The 21,387-nt window shown below is 70.0% G+C and carries 17 protein-coding genes, 1 tRNA gene and 2 pseudogenes; 14 read left to right on the top strand and 6 right to left on the bottom strand.

Going from position 1 to position 21,387, the window contains the following annotated elements; genetic code table 11:
* Positions 1-57 precede the first annotated feature (57 nt).
* Positions 58-4,362, bottom strand: coding sequence for a hypothetical protein (locus tag OO52_RS22290; protein ID WP_030645518.1), 4,305 nt, complete (start codon positions 4,360-4,362; stop codon positions 58-60).
* 185 nt (positions 4,363-4,547) lie between these two features.
* Between OO52_RS22290 and OO52_RS22285 the strand changes: the two genes are divergently transcribed.
* The 7 genes from OO52_RS22285 to OO52_RS22255 all read left to right on the top strand — a co-directional run bounded on the left by OO52_RS22285 (position 4,548) and on the right by OO52_RS22255 (position 9,895).
* Positions 4,548-4,757 (top strand): hypothetical protein, encoded by a 210-nt coding sequence (locus OO52_RS22285; protein ID WP_030645516.1) that lies wholly within the window; start codon positions 4,548-4,550, stop codon positions 4,755-4,757.
* Complete coding sequence (locus OO52_RS22280) at positions 4,754-5,128, top strand: hypothetical protein (protein ID WP_030645513.1); 375 nt, start codon at positions 4,754-4,756, stop codon at positions 5,126-5,128. The genes OO52_RS22285 and OO52_RS22280 overlap by 4 nt, the downstream gene beginning before the upstream one ends.
* Positions 5,129-5,142: 14 nt before the next feature.
* Positions 5,143-5,595, top strand: a complete 453-nt coding sequence (locus OO52_RS22275; RefSeq protein WP_051818475.1) for a contact-dependent growth inhibition system immunity protein — start codon at positions 5,143-5,145, stop codon at positions 5,593-5,595.
* 337 nt (positions 5,596-5,932) lie between these two features.
* Positions 5,933-6,421 carry a GNAT family N-acetyltransferase gene (locus tag OO52_RS22270; protein ID WP_030645509.1) on the top strand — a complete coding sequence of 163 codons (489 nt, stop codon included), beginning with the start codon at positions 5,933-5,935 and terminating at the stop codon, positions 6,419-6,421.
* A gap of 174 nt (positions 6,422-6,595) precedes the next feature.
* Entirely contained in the window at positions 6,596-7,012 is a 417-nt protein-coding gene (locus OO52_RS54630) for an HNH endonuclease (protein ID WP_030645507.1), read from the top strand.
* 521 nt (positions 7,013-7,533) lie between these two features.
* Positions 7,534-8,364 carry an RNA polymerase sigma factor SigF gene (locus tag OO52_RS22260; RefSeq protein WP_234317328.1) on the top strand — a complete coding sequence of 277 codons (831 nt, stop codon included), beginning with the start codon at positions 7,534-7,536 and terminating at the stop codon, positions 8,362-8,364.
* A gap of 355 nt (positions 8,365-8,719) precedes the next feature.
* A complete protein-coding gene (locus OO52_RS22255) occupies positions 8,720-9,895 on the top strand; it encodes a PP2C family protein-serine/threonine phosphatase (RefSeq protein WP_030645503.1) in 1,176 nt (391 codons plus the stop codon).
* Positions 9,896-10,306: 411 nt separating this feature from the next.
* Here OO52_RS22255 and OO52_RS22250 read toward each other — a convergent pair whose 3' ends face one another.
* Positions 10,307-10,684: an STAS domain-containing protein gene (locus tag OO52_RS22250; RefSeq protein WP_231406319.1), complete on the bottom strand. Its 378-nt coding sequence runs from the start codon at positions 10,682-10,684 to the stop codon at positions 10,307-10,309.
* A 159-nt stretch (positions 10,685-10,843) separates the two neighbouring features.
* Between OO52_RS22250 and OO52_RS49820 the strand changes: the two genes are divergently transcribed.
* The 3 genes from OO52_RS49820 to OO52_RS52130 all read left to right on the top strand — a co-directional run bounded on the left by OO52_RS49820 (position 10,844) and on the right by OO52_RS52130 (position 12,344).
* Positions 10,844-11,320 (top strand): ATP-binding protein, encoded by a 477-nt coding sequence (locus OO52_RS49820; RefSeq protein WP_030645501.1) that lies wholly within the window; start codon positions 10,844-10,846, stop codon positions 11,318-11,320.
* Between the two features lie 160 nt (positions 11,321-11,480).
* A tRNA-Met gene (locus OO52_RS22240) sits at positions 11,481-11,554 on the top strand.
* 385 nt (positions 11,555-11,939) lie between these two features.
* Complete coding sequence (locus OO52_RS52130; protein WP_037629164.1) at positions 11,940-12,344, top strand: ATP-binding protein; 405 nt, start codon at positions 11,940-11,942, stop codon at positions 12,342-12,344.
* Positions 12,345-12,632: 288 nt separating this feature from the next.
* Here the strand turns inward: OO52_RS52130 and OO52_RS22230 are convergent, their stop codons facing one another.
* Both OO52_RS22230 and OO52_RS49815 read right to left on the bottom strand, forming a co-directional pair.
* A complete protein-coding gene (locus OO52_RS22230) occupies positions 12,633-14,318 on the bottom strand; it encodes a ribonuclease J (RefSeq protein ID WP_030645499.1) in 1,686 nt (561 codons plus the stop codon).
* 346 nt (positions 14,319-14,664) lie between these two features.
* Positions 14,665-14,778, bottom strand: a pseudogene (locus tag OO52_RS49815) (IS5/IS1182 family transposase); the annotation flags it as partial.
* Positions 14,779-15,344: 566 nt separating this feature from the next.
* On the opposite strand from OO52_RS49815, the pseudogene OO52_RS52850 reads away from it, so the two are divergent.
* The 4 genes and pseudogenes from OO52_RS52850 to OO52_RS22210 all read left to right on the top strand — a co-directional run.
* A pseudogene (locus tag OO52_RS52850) lies at positions 15,345-15,618 on the top strand (GNAT family N-acetyltransferase); the annotation flags it as partial.
* Positions 15,619-15,846: 228 nt separating this feature from the next.
* Positions 15,847-17,262, top strand: coding sequence for a DEAD/DEAH box helicase (locus OO52_RS22220; RefSeq protein WP_030645497.1), 1,416 nt, complete (start codon positions 15,847-15,849; stop codon positions 17,260-17,262).
* Between the two features lie 205 nt (positions 17,263-17,467).
* Complete coding sequence (locus OO52_RS22215) at positions 17,468-17,710, top strand: DUF5302 domain-containing protein (RefSeq protein ID WP_030645496.1); 243 nt, start codon at positions 17,468-17,470, stop codon at positions 17,708-17,710.
* A 536-nt stretch (positions 17,711-18,246) separates the two neighbouring features.
* Positions 18,247-18,450 (top strand): cold-shock protein, encoded by a 204-nt coding sequence (locus tag OO52_RS22210; protein WP_014670069.1) that lies wholly within the window; start codon positions 18,247-18,249, stop codon positions 18,448-18,450.
* Between the two features lie 809 nt (positions 18,451-19,259).
* Here OO52_RS22210 and OO52_RS22205 read toward each other — a convergent pair.
* Together OO52_RS22205 and OO52_RS22200 are read right to left on the bottom strand one after the other, a co-directional pair.
* Entirely contained in the window at positions 19,260-20,318 is a 1,059-nt protein-coding gene (locus OO52_RS22205; protein ID WP_030645495.1) for a zinc-dependent alcohol dehydrogenase family protein, read from the bottom strand.
* A gap of 331 nt (positions 20,319-20,649) precedes the next feature.
* On the bottom strand, positions 20,650-21,351 hold the full coding sequence (locus tag OO52_RS22200) for a hypothetical protein (protein ID WP_158712538.1): 702 nt from the start codon (positions 21,349-21,351) through the stop codon (positions 20,650-20,652).
* Between the last annotated feature and the right edge of the window lie 36 nt (positions 21,352-21,387).

The raw sequence follows: 21,387 nt of genomic DNA, 5'->3' as shown, positions 1-21,387 counted from the left end.
AGGGTATGTGCACCGGTGGTGGATGCCCTGCCGGTCGGCATGGTCCCGCGCTCGTGTTCACCGCTTCTCGATCTCGTCGTAGACCGTCTCCCACCGCAGGTTGGCGCCGTCCCGACCGGCCCACGACGCGGTCCGGCGGGCGGCGTCGCGCAGTCCGGCGGGCCACCGCGGATCGGTGAGCAGCCGGTGCAGTTCCTCCGAGATGTTGCTCAGGGCCTGTCCGGCGACTTCCAGCAAGTGGCGGCCGAGCTGGTGGTCGCGGGTGCCGTAGTCGATGAGCAGGTCGTAGAGGTTGGAACGCTCGCCGACGAGGACACGCAGGTAGGGGCGCCACGGGTTCCACGCGAACTGTCGCCAGCGGGCGTGAGGACCGGAGCCCGCGGTCACGACCTCCACCGCCGACCCCAGTAGCTCTTCGGCGTCCTGGGGACGTCCGGCCTCGTGAAGGTCGATGCACAGCCGGGGCATGGTCTGGAACCGGTGCGGCCACACGTTGGCCGGCTCCGCGAGGCGATGACCGCGCGGTACGCACGGGTTCCCTGGCACGAAGACGAGGGAGCGGAGGACCTCCAGCCCGATGTCACGACTGCCGTCGGCGAGTCTCCGGCGTGCGTCGAGCACGGCGAGACGGACTCTCAGCAGATGGGCGGCGTTTCCGGCCAGCATGTAGGCGTCGTGCCCTTTCTGCGGCCGGGTGACGGTGGCGGCGATCTCCGAGGCACGTGCGACGAGTTCCGCGAGGACGGGGGTCAGGGTGGTCCGCGCGGCGGAGAGATCCCACTGAGCGGGGTCGGCGGTGATGGCCTGCGTCGCCGCCTCCAGCAGTGCGGTCTGCGCGCCGGCGCTCGTGCGCAACGCGTCGAGTTGCTCCGCCACGTCGGCGGGGGTGCCGAGCGGTGTGAGACCCCGGCTGATCATGCGGGCGGTCAGCCGGTGTGCCGCCGCCCAGGCCAGGGGATCCTTCCTCTGTTCCCGCAGGTGAGAGGCGATGAGGGAGAGCTGCCGGGTGTGCTCGGCGGGCAGTTGTCGTGCCTCGTGGGCATGGACGAAGGCGATGAGGGCGTCGCTGCTGGAGCGGAGCCGCGCGTCCTCGAGGAGCCAGGGGAGCAGGAGGTCCGGGGCCTCGGGGACGCGTACGACGACCTCTTCGCGTGGTGACGGCAGCCGCTTGCGCGCCTGCCGCCCCCTGCTCCGGCGCTTCCCGGTGCCCCGCTCCGTGTTCTTCTCTGTGCTCGTCTCCGTGCCCGTCTCCGGGGCCCTGTCATCGCCGACGCGGTCCTCGGTGTGGCCCTCCTCGCTCTCCCGCTCCTTCTCGGACACCTCCCGGGCCGCCTCCGGACCGGGGGTGACACCGGTGAGGCGGTCGAGGGCGTGGGTGGCGAGGTGATGGCCGCCGGCCGCGGCGGCGACGGTCAGCTCCGGGTCCCAGGGAGCCGTGGTCCACGGCAGGAGCGTCGTCGCCCGCGGCTTCGCCGATCTGCGGTCGTCGGGCAGTGACGCGGCGACCACGGCGGCGGGCATCCGCTGTGCCAGGGCGGTCAGAACCAGGGTCGTGGCGGGCGGCTGGGGGACCTGCCCTACCCGCTCGTGCGACGTCTGCGCACGGCACCACTCCCGTGCCGCCCGCCCTGCCGGCGCCTCGCCGGCCATGAGCAGCGGGCGCAGGAAGTAACGGGCGATGACCTTGCGGGTGTCGCCGGCGGGTGCGGACGCGGCGGCGAGCGCCAGTGCCTCGCGCAGCGCCGGCGGTGCGATCCGCACGCCGGGATCGCACAGGGTCTTCGCCACACCGTGCAGGACGACCGGGTGGGGGGCGACGGGCAGGGCTCCGTCGGCGAGTTCGCTCAGACAGGCGCGCAGGGCCCGCAAGGTGTCGGCGGTGCCTTCATGGACCTGTACGGCGGCCCAGCAGGCCGCGGCCAGGGCGATGATCTTGTCGACGTCCTTGGGGACCTTCCCGGGAATGGCGGCGACGCGGGCCGGTACGCCGCGGCACAGATCGCCGTACCGGTCGGGCCAGGTGGCGCCGAGTTCGGCGAGCGTGGCAAGGGCGTGCTCAAGAGGCGCGCCGAGCCGCACGAAACCGTCGTCGAGCATCGCTTCGATCATGGCGGCCACGGGGTGCTTCGGAGAGGCGGCGGTGGCACGGCGGGAGCCGTCGGGGACCGCCTCGCCGGCCTCGTGGAGATGGCGCATCAGGGTGGTCAGCTGGGGGGCGGGGGTGCACCGGGGCAGGTCCTGGGCGGGCAGGCCGTGCAGGAAGGCCGCGGCGGTGGCGCGTTGCTGCCGGAGCAGGACGGTCAGGATGCGCAGGACCTCGCGGCGCTGGGGGCCGTCGGCCACGGCCCAGATCCTCTTCAGCATCGTCGGCCAGATGTGCTCGGCGGGCCGGCCGGTGGCCTTCAGACGGGCCAGGTAGTGCGCGGCGAGGAGCCGGCCGTCGTCGGCGTCTTCGACGAGCGGGCCGGCGTGCTCCAGGGCGGTGGCGGGAGCGTGGCCGAGTCCGGCGAGGATGCGCAGGAACGTCTCCCGGGCCACCGGCGACGAGGCCCGGGCGAGCGGCGCCAGCAGGGGATACCAGTGCGTCGCCCGGTGTGCGCGTGTCCGGTCGCTGTGGTGGAAGGCGTGCCGGGCGGCTTCGGCGAGATAGAGGTCCTGGGGATGCTCGGCGATCCGTCGTACGGCCGCGTCGAGTCCCGCGGGGGAGTCGGCGAGACCGCGCCCGGCGGCGTACTCGCCGATCGCCTGGTGGTGGAAGCGCAGCCGGCCGGCGAAGGGTTCGCTGAGCACTCCCCGGCGCCGCAGTACTCCGATGGAGTGGGCTGCCTCCTGCCCGGACAGGCCGAGGCGGGAGGCGACGAGATCGCGGACGGCCTCCTGCCGCAGCTCGATGGTGCCCTCGCGCAAGGTGACCAGGCCGATCTCGGCGGCGACCGGACCGAGGGGCATGGTCTGTTCCCCGGGCTCGGTGCCGGGCGCCGGCGTCGAGTGCCGCATGTCGCGGTCGACGCGCCTGACCCAGAAGTCGTGGAAGAGGCCGGCGACATCGAGGTCCGACCCGCTCGGCCCTTCGGGGGCGTAGAGGTCGAACACCATGCGCAGATGCAGCGGGTGGCGGATCAGCTCGCCGAGCGGCAGCCCGCGTGCGGAGGCGTCCGCCAGGGCCCGCCGCATCTGCGGCAGGGAGCCCTCGGTGCGCCGCGGCGCGTACGCCTTGGCGTAGGCGTCGACGGCCCGGGCCAGTTCGGATCCCGGGGCCCATCCGCCGCGACGGTCGTCGTCCGTGCCGGTGTCGTACAGGTCGAGGAGGATGTCGGAGAGCAGCGAGGCGTACGCGCCGGGTCCGCGGGCGGTGTCCCAGCTCTGCTTGAGCAGACCGGCTTCGCCTCTCCGGCAGGCCAGGGCGACCGCGGTGCCCGCGGAGCGCAGATCGGTGATGAGTTCGACGAAGTCGTTCGCGGTCTCCGGCTGATGCAGCAGGAGGTCGGCGGTGTCCAGCAGCAGGACGAGGGGGCGCCTGACGCCCGAGGTCCGTCCGCGGTGTTCGTGCAGCAGCGCGGGCAGTTCGTGGGGCCGCAGGTCGGCGGGACCGCCGGGGCCGGCGAGCAGGGAGGTTGCGGAGAGCAGGACCAGGCAGATGTCCTCGCGCCGGGACAGAGTTCGGTGCACCCCCCACAGGGAGCAGCTCTTGCCGACGCCGGGCTCCCCGACGAGAGCGGCGGCCTGTCCGGCCGCGGCTCCGTTCAACTGACGCTCGATGTGCTTCAGCATCTGCCGCTCGGCGGTCCGTTCGACACGGACCTGAGCGAGCGTCACACGGTCGCCGGCCGGCCCGAACTGGTTGACGGTGACCGTCTCCAGGGACCGCAGAGCGCCCTCCCGCGCCTCTGCCAGGACCGACAGCCGGCGGTCGATCTCCCGTGGGGTGAGCTTGAGGGGGGCGGGTACGACGGTTCGCCGGCGGGAGCGCTGCCGTGCCGCCCTCTTCTGCTCCTCGCTGTGGTGGCGGGCTCGCGCGTACCGCTTCCGCAGTTCCGCGAGGTCTCCGTAGCCGCTCTCGCACGAGGCTGTGCAACCGGCGCGTTCCCGGACCGTCTCGCAGTACTTCAGGCCCTCGTCGCCGCGGACGCCGCCCTGGGCGATCCACGACGAGACGGTCCCGGCGGACTTCACGCCGAACACCGGGCGCAGGTCGCCAGCGAGCATCCGGCGTCCTTCGTAGCCGTGCGCCACGCCCCACATCCAGTGCTTGAGCGCGTTCAGGATCCAGAGCCGGTCCTCGCCCCAGCCGTCGGTGTCCTGCGGCCACGAGATCTGCCGGCCTGGACCCGCGGGATGCCACCGCTGTTCTTCACGGGCCAATTCTTCAACCCCCGGAGCCTTTGAAAAACGACTACTCGCTGTCATCCGAGCAGTCCGGAAGCGTACGCCGATTGCGTGGGCGGTCGCCCGTATTCGCCGGCGTTCTGTACAACTTCCCCTGAGAGCAGCCTCGTTCATGTCGGAAGCAGCCGGCGACCGACGACCGACATGATGAGGAGTGACCCATGTTTCTCGATGAACTGCTCGACCAGGCGGCGGACCTGGCGGAGACCGTGGCCCCGTGGACGGGCGTCAACCAGGGGCTGCGCCTTGCCCGCGACATCGTCAGCTACGGCGCGGTCCTGTGGATGACCCGGGGCTGCACCCCGCGCGAGCGGGCGCTGGCCCTCGCGGCCGTGCACAGGCCCCGGCGGGGCCGCCGCCGGAGGCGGTGACGGCAGGGGCGTGGGGGCCGGGGCAGCAAACCCCGACCCCCACGCCCCTGCCCAGATCCGGCGGCTCCGGTCGCCTCAGCCGGCGCTGTGACCTGCGCCCCGGCGCGGAGGTCGCCCACCTGGACCACTGCAACATCCGCACTCCCGATGTCCCGGCGGCCCACGCCCACCAAAAGTCCCTCGGCTTCGGCTGCTCGGAGACCATCGAGGGTGATGAGCACGAGCTGTACGCGGCCTGGATGTACGGCAGGCAGATCGTCCAGAGCGTCGCCTTCACCGGCGGCGCCGGACCGCGCTCGCACCACCTGGGTGCCGCCACCCACGAGTCGCACCAAGTCCTGGGGCGTGCCGACCTGTGCACAGCGGCCTGACGAGAATGAGGCTCATGGACCCTCTGTTGCACCTCGACCGCACGCTCGACGAGCTGGACCCACCCCGCTGGACGCCTCCTGACGCTGACGCGACCCATTTGGTGCGCCGAGTCCATGGGCTGCGGAGCGTGCCCCTGGGCGAACTCGGCCCCGCGGATCTGCGCACCCTCATCGCGCAGCAGGTGGCACTGCCCTACGTTCTTCCACTCGCCGTGCGCTTGCTGATCGAGGAGCCGCTGCTCGACGCCCGTTTCTACGAGGGCGACCTGCTGCTCGCCACCGTCGAAGCCCCCGCATCGGCCTGGACCGTGCTGCCAGAGCTCGGAGCGCGCCTGCGGACCGTCATCACGACATTGCCGGAGACCGCGGTCGCCGACCTGCCACGCGGTGCCGCAGACCAGCTTGCCCGCTTCGTCGGAGAGAGCCTTCCCGCAAGCCCCCGCGACAGGGGCGTCCGCGATACGTGAGACGGTCTGACGCGTGGATAGGTCCCTCACTGGGCACGACCCGGCACAGGTTGTAGCGACCGGCTGCGGTGTCCACGGTCTTGATACCGAGGTCCCGCGCGCACAGGCCGGGCCTCGCTGATGCAGACCCAGGAGAAGCAGCGGTTGACGACCCCGTCCTCCGGCTCCTCCGCAGCGTTTGGGGCGTCTCAGCTGCTGTCGGCAGGCGGCCGACGCGGCGGCCGCGAGTTGGTCGATCGGGGCCTGGGCAGGCCGGTTCCCGGAAGTGGCGCTGGAATCCTGCCCGAGCAGCCGACCCGCCGCATGACGGCACGCCCCGGTGCGAAATACTCTCCCGATGAGTTCACGCACTTCCCCGATCAGCCAGCCGATCACGATACGGAGGGCCGCCGCGCGGGATGCCAAACGGCTCACGCGGCTCGTGCGTGGCTCAGGCGCCTACGCGGGCAAGTACGCGGCCGCAGTCGCGGGCTACCGGGTCGGGCCTGATTACATCGAGGCCCACCGCGCCTTCGTGGCCGTCGGCGCCGACGAGCATGGCGGCCGGGTCCTCGGCTTCTACTCACTCGTCCTCTCCCCACCGGAGCTCGACCTGCTGTTCGTCGCCGACGAAGCGCAAGGACGGGGTATCGGACGGCTGCTCGTCGCACACATGCAGTCCGAGGCCCGTGCCGCCGGGCTCGACCGTGTCAAGGTCGTGTCGCATCTTCCCGCCGAGGACTTCTACCACCGCGTTGGCGCAGTACGGATCGGGACCGCGCTCGCGAACCCGCCCGCCGTGCCGTGGGACCGCCCCGAATTCGAGTTTCGCGTTTCTCCGGAATGACGCGGTGTGACGCCGCGCGCTCCGTGTGTGCAGCCCGGGGACAATGTCAGTGCCCTGTGCAGGACGACTGAGTGGCCAGGAGTTCCGCCAGCTCAATCGCGCGGAGCGGCATCTGTCACTGGAGATGATGTCCGGCTCGCCTGGCTTGAACCAGTGCCGTACGCACTTCGGCGGATGCGTGTGCGGGTCGTCTCGGATGAGGCTGCCTACAACGCCGCATGCGAGGCCCTGTGGGAGCGTGAGGCAGCGGGCAGGCACGAGGTCCGCCGTGCGACGACGACAGGGCGCCGAGACCGGGACGACGCCGCGAGACGGGCGGTTCTCAGGCGCAGCGAAGGCCGCTGTGAGAGCCCGGAGTGTCTTCTGCCAGACCTGCCGTATCGCACGACGACCGGGGAACCGCTCCTCGAAGTCGATCACGTCGACGACCACGCGGCAGGTGGGCGCGACTACCCGAGCGCGATGGTTGCCCTCTGCCCCGATTGCCACGCCAACAAGACACGTGGCGCAGACCACGATGAGCTGAGGGAGCGGCTCCGCGTGGTGGCCCTGCGGTGTCACCAAGCGCTGCGCGGCAAGGGCCGGGACTGAAGTCGAGTGCCCGAGGCCGCGTTGCCCCGGGCAGCAGTTGGCGTGCTCGCTCGGGACACGACACGTGTGCCGGGGCGGGCGCGTTCGTAGCGGCAGATGACCTGGCCGGTGGGCCGGTCCGTAGCCCCTGACCTGGCCACAAGTCACGGCGAATACCGTTGCAGTACTAGCTGGTGGTGGGCCGCGCCGGGATGCCCTCGTGCGGGGTCCGATCCGCGGCGCCGCCGCAGCCGTAGCCCGCTTACGGGTCTGTGCCGACGCGGCGCTGGCCCGTTTCCGGTCGCAACCGATGCTCCACGCGCGGCGCGACGGCAGACGGGCCGACACCGGAACACCGGCCGGACACTCCGGTCAGTCGGGTCTGTGGCCTCCCGGAGGGGAGACGTCCGAGCTCACGCCTGCCCATTGACCCTGGGATGGCAGGCATGGGTGGAGGGTGAGGGGGTAGCCGGGGCGTTGTCGGCCGTTTCACGGCGGGCCGTGGAACGAGTTCGAATCGGGAGGGGACCTACATGCCGCTCATGAGCAGGTTGGACACGCAGATCACCGAGCTGCCCGAAGTCGCCGACGCGTCCCGCGTGGCGCCCAAGGACGCCCGCGAACTCTCCCGCTTGTTCTTCGAGCAGCTTGCGGTGCTGGAGGAGGGCACGCCCGAATACAGCTACGCCCGTAACACGCTGATCGAGATGAACATGTCCCTGGTCCGCTACGCGGCCGGCCGCTTCCGCAGCCGCGGGCCGGAGGAGATGGAGGACATCGTCCAGGTCGGGATGATCGGCCTGATCAAGGCGATCGACCGGTTCGAGCTCTCCCGCGAGGTGGAGTTCACCTCCTTCGCCATCCCTTACGTCGTCGGGGAGATCAAGCGGTTCTTCCGGGACACCACCTGGGCCGTGCACGTACCCCGGCGGCTGCAGGAGGCCCGCGTCCAGCTCGCCCGGGCCACCGAGGAACTGCGTAGCCGGCTGGGTCGCGCGCCGACGGTCAAGGAACTGTCCGAGCTGATGAGCCTGTCCGAGGACGAGGTCCGCGAGGCCCGCCTGGCTTCCAACGGCTACAACTCCTCCTCCCTGGACGCCGCGATCGGCGGCAGCGAGGACGGCGAGAGCGTCCTACAGGACTTCATCGGCGTAGAGGACGCCGCGTTGGAGCTGGTGGAGGACTTCCACTCCCTGGCCCCGCTGATCGCCGACCTGGACGAGCGGGACCGGCAGATCATCCACATGCGGTTCGTGGAGGAACTCACCCAGGCCCAGATCGGCGAACGCCTCGGCGTCTCCCAGATGCACGTTTCCCGACTCCTGTCCCGCTGCCTCGCCCGCCTGCGCGAGGGCCTGCTCACTACCGGCTGACAGTCGGCTGTCCGCGCTCCGCTGATGCCCGCCGCAGCCGTGGCGGGCATCATCGGCGTCGGCTTCATCAGTCGCCACGGCCCTGCGGCCAGGGTGGCGAGGCGTCCGGAACAGCCGGGCGACAGGCGATGACGTCGAGATCCCCGCAGCCCCACCTGCCCAGGCGGCCCCCGCGGAACCCTGCCGGTTCTCGTCCCGTCGCCCCTCTCGACGAACACCGCCTGATCACCCCGCTGCGCTCCGAGAGGCAACCAGATCCCGACGCCAGAGACACCCGCGAGCAGGCGCGATGCGTGTACTGGGTGAAGACGGGCGAACCCGGGGAAGAAGGAGCGGCAACGGATAGGAGGTTGCCATGGGTGGCGGGGATCTGGAACTGGGGCAGCTTCTGGCCGCCGCGGAGGCGGCACCGCCGGGGGAGTCCGTCGAGGTGGTTGCGAACGACTTGCGCAAGCGTTTCGGGGCGGAGCACGTGTCCTTCCTGTTCGTCGACCTCGTGGGCCATCGGCTGCTGCGCCTGATCACACAGGCCGACGACGACGGGGGCGCTGCCGAGCGGATCGACCTGGAGGGCAGCGTCTACGACGCCGTCCTGCGCAGCCAGCGCCAGCACGTGGAACCGGACGGCCTGGGCGGGCGGCGTGTGATCTCGCCGGTGACCAACCGCGGCGACTGCATCGGTCTGCTGGAGGCGACGCTGCAGAACGCCGACGACACCGTGCTCGCCCAGATCGAGGACGCGGCGCACGCACTGGCCTACATCATCGTCACCGACCGCCGCTTCACCGACCTGTATCAGGCGGGCCGGCGCACCACCCGGACCAGCCTGGCCGCCGAGATCCAGCACCAACTGCTTCCCTCGGCCTCCTGCTGCGAGGCTCCCCAGTTCACCCTCGCCGCGGGGCTGGTGCCGGCCGACGACATCGGCGGGGACACATACGACTTCACGCTCGATCACGACACACTGCACCTGTCCATCACCGACGCCATGGGTCACGACACCCACTCCGCGCTGCTCGCCACGCTCCTGGTCGGCGCGTTGCGCGGCGCCCGCCGCAGCGGTTGTGACGCGCTCCAGCAGGCCCAACGTGCCCATGACGCCTTGCTGACCCACAGCCGTGGCCTGGCCACCGGTCAACTGCTGTGCATCAGCCTCGCGACGGGGACCTGCGAACTGGTCAACGCCGGGCATCCCCGGCCGCTCCGCCTGCGCAAAGGCGCCAGCGAGGTCGAAGAGGTCCAGCTCGCGGCCAACCTCCCCTTCGGCGTGGCGGCCCCCGCCTCCTACCGTGTCCAGCAACTCCAGCTCCTCCCCGGCGACCGTCTGGTCCTGCTCACCGACGGCATGCAGGAACGCGGCGCCGGAGCAGTCGACCTGGCATCCCTCATCTGGGACACCCGCGCCTCGCACCCCAGGGAGACCGTGCGCAGCCTGACCACCGCGGTGCTGGACGCCTGTCGGGGAAACCTCAGGGACGACGCCACCGTCCTCATCTTGGACTGGCATGGTTCGCAAAGCGAAGACGGGTAGAGCCCAGTCCGCCGGTCAAGCACTACGGTTCGCTCCCCCACGGCGGCGGAGTGGGCTGATGAGGCGGCGGGATTCCGTCTCCCAAGGGGCGGGGCTCCCTCTACCGCAGCCTTCCGTCAGGGCCGCCGGGAGGCTGATCACGCGCCTTCCGGGAGGTTGACGAGAGTCCTGCCGTGGGCGGCGCCGACGGCAGGGGCGCGCCGCGCATCCGCGGCCTGCAGATCCGGCCGGTGAGGCGGGGACGGTGGCGACCTGGTGACTGGTCCGGGTGGTACTCCGGCCGCTCGGGCAGCGGGACCGCGACTCGGTCCCGGAGGCGGTTCCGTCAGCCGTGCCGTCGAGGCCGGCCACACCCCCACCACCTCTGCGGGCCGCTTTCTTCCCGCCGATGGAGAGGCCGGTTCCGAAGCGTCAGTTGCTGAGGGCCTGGTGGAGCGTTTCCCGGCAGTCGATGAGGGTGTCGACGCCGACGATGTTCAGGGTGCGCATCACGGATTCGCGGGGTGCGGCCAGGCGCAGCCAGCCGTCGGCCTCGCTGAGGGCGCGGTGAGCGGCGATGAGGATGTTGATGCCGCTGGAGTCCATGAAGGTGACCTGGTGCAGGTCGACCACGACGCGGGGGCGGGGGGTGTCGGAGGCGTCCAGGGCCTGGCGGAGCGTGTCGCCGGTGTGGTGGTCGAGCTCTCCGGCCGGGGTCACTACGCGGATGCCGTCGACGGTCGTGGACACGACCGATAGTCGGCCTGGCGGCTCGGTGGGTCCGTTGTCGGTCATCTCTGCCTCAGCCATATAGGTGATCCTGGCATATTCACACCGTCGTACGCAGTGCCGTCCGGCATGGTACGGGCGGGGTCTTTGTGTGGCACAGTCAACAAGGCGGGCAAGGCGTGAACCTCGGCTGCGGGGGTATGTGCGGGGCGTTCACATGGGGAAAGAATGGCGGCTGTGATGGGGCCAGGCCCGGTGGGGGAGGACGACACCGCGCCTGAGGCCCGTGTTCTGCAGACCGCCGTGGCGCTGGCGGGGGACGACAGTTGCATCGCCCAGGCTCGCCATCTGGCCGCGGATTTTCTCGTCAGTGCCCGGAGCGGGCAAGGCGTACCGGTCTCGCAGCGTGCCGTGGACCTCACCCAGCTGGTGGTCAGCGAGCTGGTCACCAACGCCCGCAAGTACGCGCCCGGACCCGTACTGATGGAACTGCGGATCATGGGCGAAGTGGTGGAGGTCGTCGTGTGGGACTCCGACCCGGTGCTGCCGGTGGCGCGGGTCTCGGAGGCCGGCCGCGTCGGGCAGCACGGCCTGGAGATCGTGATGGCCGTCGCGCAGGGCGTGGAAGCCCGGCGCGAGCCGGTCGGCAAACGCATCGCCGCCCGCATTGCCCTCGCTGACGTCCCCGGCCTGGCCGGCCCCCGCGGCAAACCCTAGGAATGCGGTCGGCTACCGCAGCCTCGCCGAACCACTGCAATACGTGCGCCAGCAGGTCCTTGCGAGTGACGGTACGGCGGGAGCACGCGGCATACAGCCGAGGCCCCCTCGAAGTCGATTGGGCCGATTCCGATCGGTGCCGTACAGTTCACCGTACCGACGCGGGGTGGAGCAGCTCGGTAGCTCGCTGGGCTCATAACCCAGAGGTCGCAGGTTCAAATCCTGTCCCCGCTACTCAAACGTGAAGGCCCGGTGTCCACCGGGCCTTCACTGTGTGTGTGCCGGTTCGGACCTTGCTCTCGGCGAACAGGACACCGCGCTCGCAAAAGGCGTCAATGCGCTGGCCTGCACCGACGCCGTACGCCGCCTCACCCACCGTGCTCACGGAATCCCGCTCACAGCTGTGCTTCGCCGTCGGGCGAGGGGGCTGCAGCGCACGCACCCAGCACGCACCGCCACTGTCGAACTCCCGGCGGATGACTTTCACGGGATCCGCCGGTCACCCGGCAGACACGGATGGTTCACCGGGCAGGCACGGGTAACCCGACAGATGGCTCCCACCGGCTGCGCAGCGCACCGGTCGGCGGCGGCCCAGAGCCACCCGCGCTGGAGGATTCTCGTGAACGGCGAATCGACCATCCCATCCTGCGAGACGCGCTTCCCCGCAGTCACGGCGAGCATCACGGCCGCCCGGCACTGGGTCCGCGACTGCGTGGACGGTTTCGGCGGCCCGCTGCGGCAGCACCGGATGATCCAGACCGCCGAACTGCTCGTCTCGGAACTGATCACCAATGCCATCCGCCACGGCTCAGGCCCGCCCCTGATCCGGCTCACCTGGAACGGGCGGTGGCTGCGCATAGCCGTCAGCGATTCCAGCGACCGCTGGCCCCGTAAACGCCCCACTGCGAACACCGAGCCCGGCGGTTTTGGCATGCAACTCCTCGACCGACTCTCCCGACGCTGGGGCGTCACCCCGGGTCACCCCGGCAAAACGGTCTGGGCCGAACTCAGCCTCGACTCCTGAGCGCGGTGGCGGAGCTGCCCACCAACAGCGTCGTCCACGGCGCCGGCTCGCAGCGGATCGGGGCCGAGAGCGACCGGATCGTCCGCGCGGTCCACGATGTCGGACAGCTGAACGATCCCTTGGCCGGTCGCCGCCCGCCCCATCCACCGGAGCCCGGCGGCACGGGACTCCTACTCGTGCACCAGGCGTTGCCACCCCGGCCTACGGGGGTGGCTGGCGAGCCCCGTGCCGGACCTCGACGCCGGCGGCCCCCGCGGCCGGGACGGGACAGTGCTGCCGGGCTGTAACTCAGGCGTCGATGATGACGGGGATGATGAGGGGCTTGCGGCGGTGGGCGCGGAACGCCCAGTTCGCCACGGCGCGGGCGAGGAGCTGTTCGAGTTGGCGCGCGTCCCCGACGCCTTCCTCGGCGGCGGTGGCCAGGGTCTTCTCGATGACGGGGATGACCGGCTCGAAGGTGGTGTCGTCGTGCACGAAGCCGCGGGCCAGGAAGTCGGGGGCCTCGGCGAGGGCGCCGGTGTCGGCGTCGACGATCGCCACCACCGTGAGCACGCCTTCGGAGGCGAGGGTGAGACGGTCCTTGAGGGACGCTTCGGTGGCGCCGCCGACTTCCATGCCGTCCACATAGACGTTGCCGGCCGGGACCTTGCCGGTGATGGACGCGCGCCCGTCGACGAGGTCGACGACGACACCGTCCTCGGCGATGACGACCCGTTCGGGGTCGACGCCGGTACGGATGGCGAGGTCGCCGTTGGCCCGCAGGTGGCGCCATTCGCCGTGGACGGGCATGACGTTGCGGGGTTTGACGATGTTGTAGCAGTAGACGAGTTCGCCGGCGCTGGCGTGCCCGGAGACGTGCACCTTGGCGTTGCCCTTGTGGACCACGTGGGCGCCCCACCGGGTGAGCCCGTTGATCACCCGGTAGATGGCGTTCTCGTTGCCGGGGATGAGGGAGCTGGCGAGCAGGACGGTGTCGCCCTTGCCGATGCGGATCATGTGGTCGCGGTTGGCCATCCGTGACAGCGCGGCCATCGGTTCGCCCTGGGAACCGGTGCACACCAGAGTGACCTTGTGGTCCGGGAGCTTCTCCAGCTCCCTCGTGCTCACGACCAGACCGGAGGGGACCTTCAGATACCCCAGGTCACGGGCGATGCCCATGTTGCGGACCATCGACCGGCCGACGAAGGCGACCTTGCGGCCGTGCTGGTGGGCGGCGTCCAGGATCTGCTGGATGCGGTGCACATGGCTGGCGAAGCTGGAGACGATGACCCGGCGCGGCGCGGTGCGCATCACCTGCTCGATCGCCGGGTTCAGCTCACGCTCGGAGGTGGTGAAGCCGGGTACTTCGGCGTTGGTGGAGTCGGTGAGGAACAGGTCCACGCCCTCCTCGCCGAGGCGGGCGAAGGCGCGCAGATCGGTGATGCGGTCGTCGAGGGGGAACTGGTCCATCTTGAAGTCGCCGGTGTGCAGCACCAGCCCGGCCCGGGTGCGGATCGCGACCGCGAGGCTGTCCGGGATGGAGTGGTTGACCGCCACGAACTCGCAGTCGAAGGGCCCGAAGCCACGCCGGTCGCCCTCCCGCACCCGAACCGTGCGCGGCCGGATGCCGTGTTCCTTGAGCTTGGCCTCCAGGAACGCCAGCGTCAGCTTGGAGCCGACGACGGGAATGTCGGACCGCTCGCGCAGCAGGTACGGCACGCCGCCGATGTGATCCTCGTGGCCATGGGTGAGTACCACGGCCACGATGTCGTCCAGCCGGTCCCGGATCGAGGTGAAGTCCGGCAGGATCACGTCCACGCCGGGTTGGGTCTCCTCGGGGAACAGCACGCCGCAGTCGACGATCAGCAGCTTGCCCGCGTGCTCGAAGACGGTCATGTTGCGGCCGATCTCACCCAGGCCGCCCAGGGCGATGACCCGCAGCCCTCCTTCGGGAAGGGGTGGGGCGGCTTTCAGTTCGGGGTGTGGATGACTCATACCCTGACGGTACCCGGGGAGCGGGGCGGGTGATCCATTGCCTGCGGGATCTGAGCGCTCGATACGACCCGCCGCGCCGACGACGTACCGGCGCTCGTCGACCGCTGGCCGGGGAGGGTGCGTCGCCGATGCCGAGGGTCTGTCGTTTCGCGAGGACGGGGGCGAGGCACCGGTCTTTGTCGTACACGTCGAAATGGCTCGCGCCCGGCACCTCGAACAGCTCCTCCGGCTCGCCCGCACGTGCGACGGTCCCGTGGCTGAAGTGGGCGGTGGCGACCTCGGTGCCGGCGATCGTCAGCAGGGGCCCGGAGGTGCCGCCGGGAATTCGGCCAGGACCTCGAATCCGGCTGGCGAGCTGGGCGTTTGTGTGTCCGCACCGAAGGTGGGCCAGGACCGGCAGGGCCTGCCGATCCGCGGGGAGCCGACGCCACCGCGTGCCCCGCTCCAGGCGTCGGGTCCGCCAGCACCTTCACCTCTTCCCGGACACCCCCAAGCCACGTGCAGTCGTAACCCCCGTCATAGGGCGGTGTGAGAGCGGCGTGCGACGAGAAGCCCCGCGGGCGCGGCATGGCGGGGTTTCCGCACATGTGGGTGACAACGCCGGCGCCGTTGCTCTCGGTTGTCCTCTTGGGAGCCACCCGAAGCAAGGACACAGCGACGGCACGCGTTACGGCCGATGCGCAACGCACGACCAGGGACTTGATGCGATCAACCGGAACACATCCGCTTGCTGGCGCAAAGTCTGACGTCTTCTGATGCGGTTCACGAGGCCAGCCTGAAGTCGTCCTGCACAGGCTGGCCCTCGCTGCGGCAGGCCCAGGGGAAGCCGCGGTTGACCACCTCGTTCTCCGGCTCCTCCGCTGCGGTTCGGACGTCTCAGTTTGCTGTCGGCGGCGGTAGATGCGGCGGCAGTGAGTTGGTCGATCGGGGCCTGAGCAGGCCGGTTCCCGGGAGCGGTGCAGGAATCCTGCCCGAGCACACGACCCCGCCGCACGGCGGCACGCTCCGGTGCGAAATGCTCTCCCGATGAGTTCACGCACTTCCCCGATCAGCCAGCCGGTCATGATACGGAGGGCCGTCGCGCGGGATGCCAAACGGCTCACGCGGCTCGTGCGTGGCTCAGGCGCCTACGAGGGTAAGTACGCGGCCGCAGTCGCGGGCTACCGGGTCGGTCCGGATTACATCGAGGCCCACCGCGCCTTCGTGGCCGTCGGCGCCGACGAGCATGGCGGCCGGGTCCTCGCATTTTACTCGCTCGTCCTTGCTCCACCGGAGCTCGACCTGCTGTTCGTTGCTCCCCCGTGGGGTCGGGCCGTTCTCCAAGGGAACGGTTGTTCCAGGCCGACCCGCTGCCAGCCCCGTACACAGGGGCGATCGGTATCAGCGGCGCGAGGTTATGCCGTGTGTTAGTCTCACGCGTTTGCGTGGTCGTCGCGGTGGGCGATTCTGTCTGTTCCGTTCGGCTTGTGCGTGGGCTGTCCAAACCTGCCGGGCCTTCCTCGGTACGTTCCCTTGCGGAAGGCTGTTTATGAAGCATCCCAATGACTCCGGTATCGCTCACGGCAGTCCCGCCCAGCCCGGGGCAACGACCCCGACGCTGCTCCCGGCCGTCACCTTCGCCGGTCTGGAACTGCCGACGGAGGTGCTGCGGACACTGAGCGAACTCGGGGTGCGCGAACCCTTTCCGATCCAGGCCGCCACACTGCCCGATGCTCTGGAGGGGTGCGACATCCTGGGACGCGGGCGCACCGGATCAGGCAAGACGCTCGCTTTCGGCCTGCCGCTGCTCGTACGGACGGCCGGGCGGTGTGCGGAACCGAAGCAGCCCCTTGCTCTGATCCTGGTGCCTACCCGGGAGCTGGCCCAACAGGTCACCCAGGCGCTGGCGCCGTACGCCCAGGCACTGGGGCTGCGGATCGCCACGGTCGTCGGCGGAACGTCGATCGGCCGGCAGATCGCCGCGCTGCGCCAGGGAGCCGAGGTGGTCGTCGCCACTCCCGGACGCCTGCACGACCTGATCGAGCGCAACGCCTGCCGCCTGGGACGGGTGAGAATCACCGTGCTGGACGAGGCCGACCAGATGTGCGACTTGGGATTCCTGCCGCAGGTTGCCGACGTGCTCGACCAGGTGCACCCCGACGGTCAGCGGATGCTTTTCTCGGCCACTCTCGATCGCGACGTCGATCAACTGGTCCGCCGCTACCTCCACGACCCCATCGTCCACTCGGTCGACCCGGCCGCGGGCACGGTCACGACGATGGAGCACCACGTTCTGGTCGTCCACGGCCCTGACCGCTACGCCGTCATCACGGAGATCGCCGCCCGCGACGGCCGCGTACTGCTGTTCCTCGACACCAAGCACGCCGTCGACCAGCTCACCCGGCATCTGCGGGCCAGCGGGGTGCACGCCGGGGCCCTGCACAGCGGCAAGTCCCAGCCACAGCGCACACGGACCCTGGCGCAGTTCAAGAACAGCCAGATCACCGTTCTGGTGGCGACCAATGTCGCGGCCCGTGGCCTGCACGTCGACGACCTCGATCTCGTGGTCAACGTCGCCCCGCCCACCGATGCCAAGGACTATGTGCACCGGGCGGGCCGCACCGCCCGCGCCGGTGAGTCCGGCAGCGTGGTCACGCTCGTGGTGGCGGGCCAGCGCCGTGAGACGAGCCGCATGATGGCCGAGGCCGGCATCGAGCCGACCGTCACCAAGGTGCGCTCGGGCGAGGCGGAGCTGAGCCGGATCACCGGCGCCAAGACTCCCTCCGGGATCCCGCTCGACGGCGAGCCCACCGTCCCCCGCCCCAAGAACAACAACGCTCCCTTCCGCGGCCTCGGCACGAGCAAGGGCACCTCCCGCGGCGCCGGCGGCAAGTCCCGAAAGGCGGGCGAGGTCCGCAAGCTCGCCGAGGCCCGCAGGGCCGCCCTCGTGCGTCGCAACGGCTGAGAGCCGTTGCCCTGGCAGCCTGGCCACGGGATCGACAACCCTCGGCCAGGCCCGAAGCCGTCCTGTGTGCCTCACCTACGAAGTCAACGCCTTTGGCCGCGGGAGGGATGCCCGCCGAAACGGAGCAAGATGATGTTGCCGGCGCCTGGCACTGCGCCCGGCATGACAAGCTGTGCTTGTCCACCCCCGAACCCAGGAGGTCACCATGACCGCAGAGCCCGTATCTACGGAAGGTTCGGAGCCGGCTGCCCCCGAGACGTCCCCTCTGGAGCCGGACAGCGACGGCAACTACGACCTCAAGCGCAAGTTCCGCGAAGCCCTGGCGCGCAAGCGCGGTGCGCAGGCGGATGCCGCTGATGTTGCCGCCAAGTCCGATACATCGAAGGTGCGTTCGGCGCACGGCCCGGCTGCGAGCCAGCGGTCGTTCAGGCGCAAGAGCGGCGGCTGAGTCGATGAGTCCCGCGATCTGACCGCTTCACCGGCACTCGCGCTATCCACTCGCGCGTCCCGTGCAGTGGCCCGCGACGTGCGCATGCCCGTGCGCGCGTTGCGGGCGGGGCGTAGCCGGGGACTTGCCTGGGGGAATGGCCCAGATGCGGTTGGCTCGGGTCGGTGGCGCCGCCGAACTGGAATTCCGGGATGAGGGCATGATCGGTGGGGTCCACCCGCGAACAGTCGGCGGCGGGGAGAGGCCATGCCTCGCCGCAGCCGTGTGCAGAAAAGAGGGGCGCGAAGCTGCTTGATCACCATCGGCCGAGCCTCACGGGCGATCCAGCCCTTCGTTCCGGGCCGGATGCTGGCGCGTTTTCGCTAGCGGCTTCCGTCATGCCGTTATAGCGTTGTGATCAGCAGTCGTGGTTCCGAAGTTCCGTTCGCCCGTGATCGCCTCACGGGCGTTCTTGCTGTTCAGCGCCTCTCCGGACCAGGGCGATCACCTCCCGGTCGCGCACCGTGCGTGCCCGGTTTCCCTCAAAGGAGACAGTCATGGCCAAGGGCACAGTGAAGTGGTTCAACAGCGAGAAGGGCTTCGGCTTCATCGAGCAGGAGGGCGGCGGCCCCGACGTCTTCGCCCACTACTCCAACATCGCCAGCCAGGGCTACCGCGAGCTGCAGGAGGGCCAGAAGGTCGAGTTCGACGTCACGCAGGGCCAGAAGGGCCCGCAGGCTGAGAACATCCGCCCCGCCTGATCGCGCCCCGGTAAGGGGGCCCGGCATCCCGGCTTCGGGACGCCGGGCCCTTACCGTCGCACGACGGTTCATCTGACTACGGGGTGCGGCCGGGCGCCGGCCTGGGACGGGCAAAATGGACACCCGTTGTTTGACACTCAGGTCGCCCGACGCATCAGTACGGCCCCTTGGTCGCTGGCGACGCCGGCTACATCGCCGCATTCGACCCAGGGCGGCTTGTAGTCCTCGATCCGCTCTCTGGCAGAGAGCTGTGACGCAAGAGCGCAGGCGGCGCCTTCACCACCACGCCGTTCATGGCGGGCGATCGGATCAGGGCCAGTGACCGTACTGGGGTCCTGCACGCGTGGGATCCGCGCACCCGCCGGAGTACGGCCCAGCTGCCAGCGCGGTGGAGCGAAGAAGGCCGCGGACAACCCGCCGTTGAGAGCCGCATGATGTTCGTCTCCACCAGCGGCGGTTGGCTGCAAGCGTGGGAACTGCTGTGAGAGCGCCCGTGATAGGGCAAGGCTCGCCGGGGAGCATGCTGGCGGGGCCTCTGCACGGACCCGTGAGGTGACGAAGCCGCACCGGAGAGTGTTGGTGCGGCTTCGTCGTGAGATCGGCTGCGTCGGCGCGCACCATTCAGTCGGCGGCCTTATGCGGTTTCCTGCATGCTCTCGGGACGTGCACCGGATTTGCGGTTGCACCCGTCCACCCGGACCAGTCCACACAGCGCAGCTTCCGAGATGATGTACAAGGGCTCTCCGGAACACCGGCGCAGGTGCTGACCCGCTTGTGCCGCACTGCCGTCGCACAAGCAGGGCCGCTTCCTACCCATCACCTTCGTCCCGCCCCTCGTCGAAGACGAACAGTGGCTTGGTGCCGCGGGCGGGTGCTTCGGCGAGCGCGACGGCTTCTGCGAAGGCTTCGAGCGGGAACGGCCGGCCCTGGGGGATGCTCAGCACCCCGTCGGCGACGAGACCGCGCACCTGGGCCAGCGCGTGCAGCGCGTCCTCCGGTGAGGCGCTGCCGAACCAGCGATTCAGCCAGAACCCACGGACTGTTTTGGTCTCGTAGATGACCGAGCGGGCCTGGAGCGGAATAGTCAGCGCCGCCGGGTCGGTCTGCCGGTGGGTGGAGAGCGCGCCGTACACCACCAGCTCTCCACGCGGAGCCAGGGCCTGGGACACTTGGGCGCCGACGGGGCCCGCGACACAGTCGATGGCCTTCCGCACGCCGGCCGGTCCCGCGATCTCAGCGACGCGCTGCACCAGGTCCTCGTCCTCCGTACAGATGACCTCGTCTCCACCGAGCGCTGTGATCTCCTTGACAGCAGCACGTCGGCGCACGACATTGATCGTGCGAATCCCCAGATGCCGGGACAGCTGGATTACGAGCCGGCCGACGGTGGATCCCGCGGCGGTCTGCAACAGCCATTCGCCCGGCCGTACGCCGAGTTCGCGCGTTACGAGGAGCAGCGCGGTCAATGGATTGACGGCGAGTTGGCAGGCGCTGGAGTTGCTCAGCTGGTCGGGGGCCGACAGCAGCCTGTGTGTGTCGGCGACGAGGTATTCCTGCCAGGTGCCTGCCACAGGGGGCCCGGGTACAGCTGGGATAGCGGCGACCACCACGCGCTCACCGATCTCCAGCCCCTCGGTTCGCGGGCCCAGGTCTGCGATACGGCCCACGCACTCCATGTTGCCCCCGACGGCGGGAAACTCCGGCGAGAAGCCGTAGCGGCCGCGCAGTACGTGCAGGTCACTCGCGTGAACCGGGGTCGCCTTCACACGGATCAACGCCTGACCGGCGTCCGGCGTGGGAACCGGCCGTGATTCCAGCCGCAGGACGTCGGTGGGCTCGCCGGCCGCTACGGCTACGAGCGCGCGCATGGATCGAGGCATGAGTGGCCTTTCGTCTCCCGGTCCACGCGGAACCTGGCGGACGCTCCAGGCAGAGCGATGCCGGGGTCGATGCCCTGGCCGGTGCCGCGGCTGTGATCGGCATTGGACTCTCCCAGACCCTTAACCGGCTCACCCGAGGTGATCATGCAAGGGCTCTGGGCTCACGGGTTTGCCGAGCCCCGTGCCCCGGACCCGCTCGCTCCAGTACGAGTCCGGACAGGCACCCGTTACTTCACGCTACGCCCAGCTTCGGAAAGGTTCTCGGCGGTGGACCATGACCAGGGAGAGAATGCCCGCCGCGCCGATTCGGGACTCGGCATCAGCCGCTTGTGTCGGCGTCGCCGTCATCAGGCGGATCCCCCTGTCTCCTGCCGCCCGGAGGGGAGCCGTCCCCGTGCTCTTCCAGCAGTTCGAGGAGCGCGGCATCCGCTCTCCTTCGGTCTTCCTTCGTCAGTTCGACCGGTGCGTTGTTGTAGACGGTGTAGCGGTCTGGATCGATGATGTTGGCGGCCCGCAGGGTGAACGTCAGCAGGGGGCGCCATCCCTTGCGGTGGCCGACCCGCACCTGTAGCTGGGCCTTGTAGTCACGGGCCTCCGGGAGGAATCCGGAAAACGGGGCCTCGAACTCGAGGAAGAGTTGTTGCGCTTCTCTGCCGGGCACGACGAATCCGGCGGGCAGCTTCGTCTCCTTGTCCGGCCCCGGTTGGAGCCGGGACGGGGAGGACACCCACAGCAGTGGCAGATGAGAGGCGGGCTCATCGGGGAAGGTCAGGATGAGGTCCTGCACGACGATCGGCTTGGGACCGGTGTTGTGCAGGACGAGCGGCAGTCGTAGGCGTGCCGTGGAACCGTGGACGATCGCCGCGAAGGAATGAGGTTCCCACGCCTGCAGGCGTCCCTGTCGGGCGTTGAGCCACCAGAACGACGCGACGGTGAAGAGCAGTGCGCAGACTGACACCACACTGGCGCCGGTAAGCGATGAGGACGCGATCTGATCCGCCGCGACCGTCAGCGGAACCACAGAGTCAGTCTGCCAGCCCCGCCGTGGGCTCGCTAT

It is taken from the genome of Streptomyces flaveolus, assembly GCF_000716535.1.
Lineage (GTDB): Bacteria > Actinomycetota > Actinomycetes > Streptomycetales > Streptomycetaceae > Streptomyces > Streptomyces flaveolus_A.
This window is presented reverse-complemented; position numbering and strand designations above follow the sequence as displayed.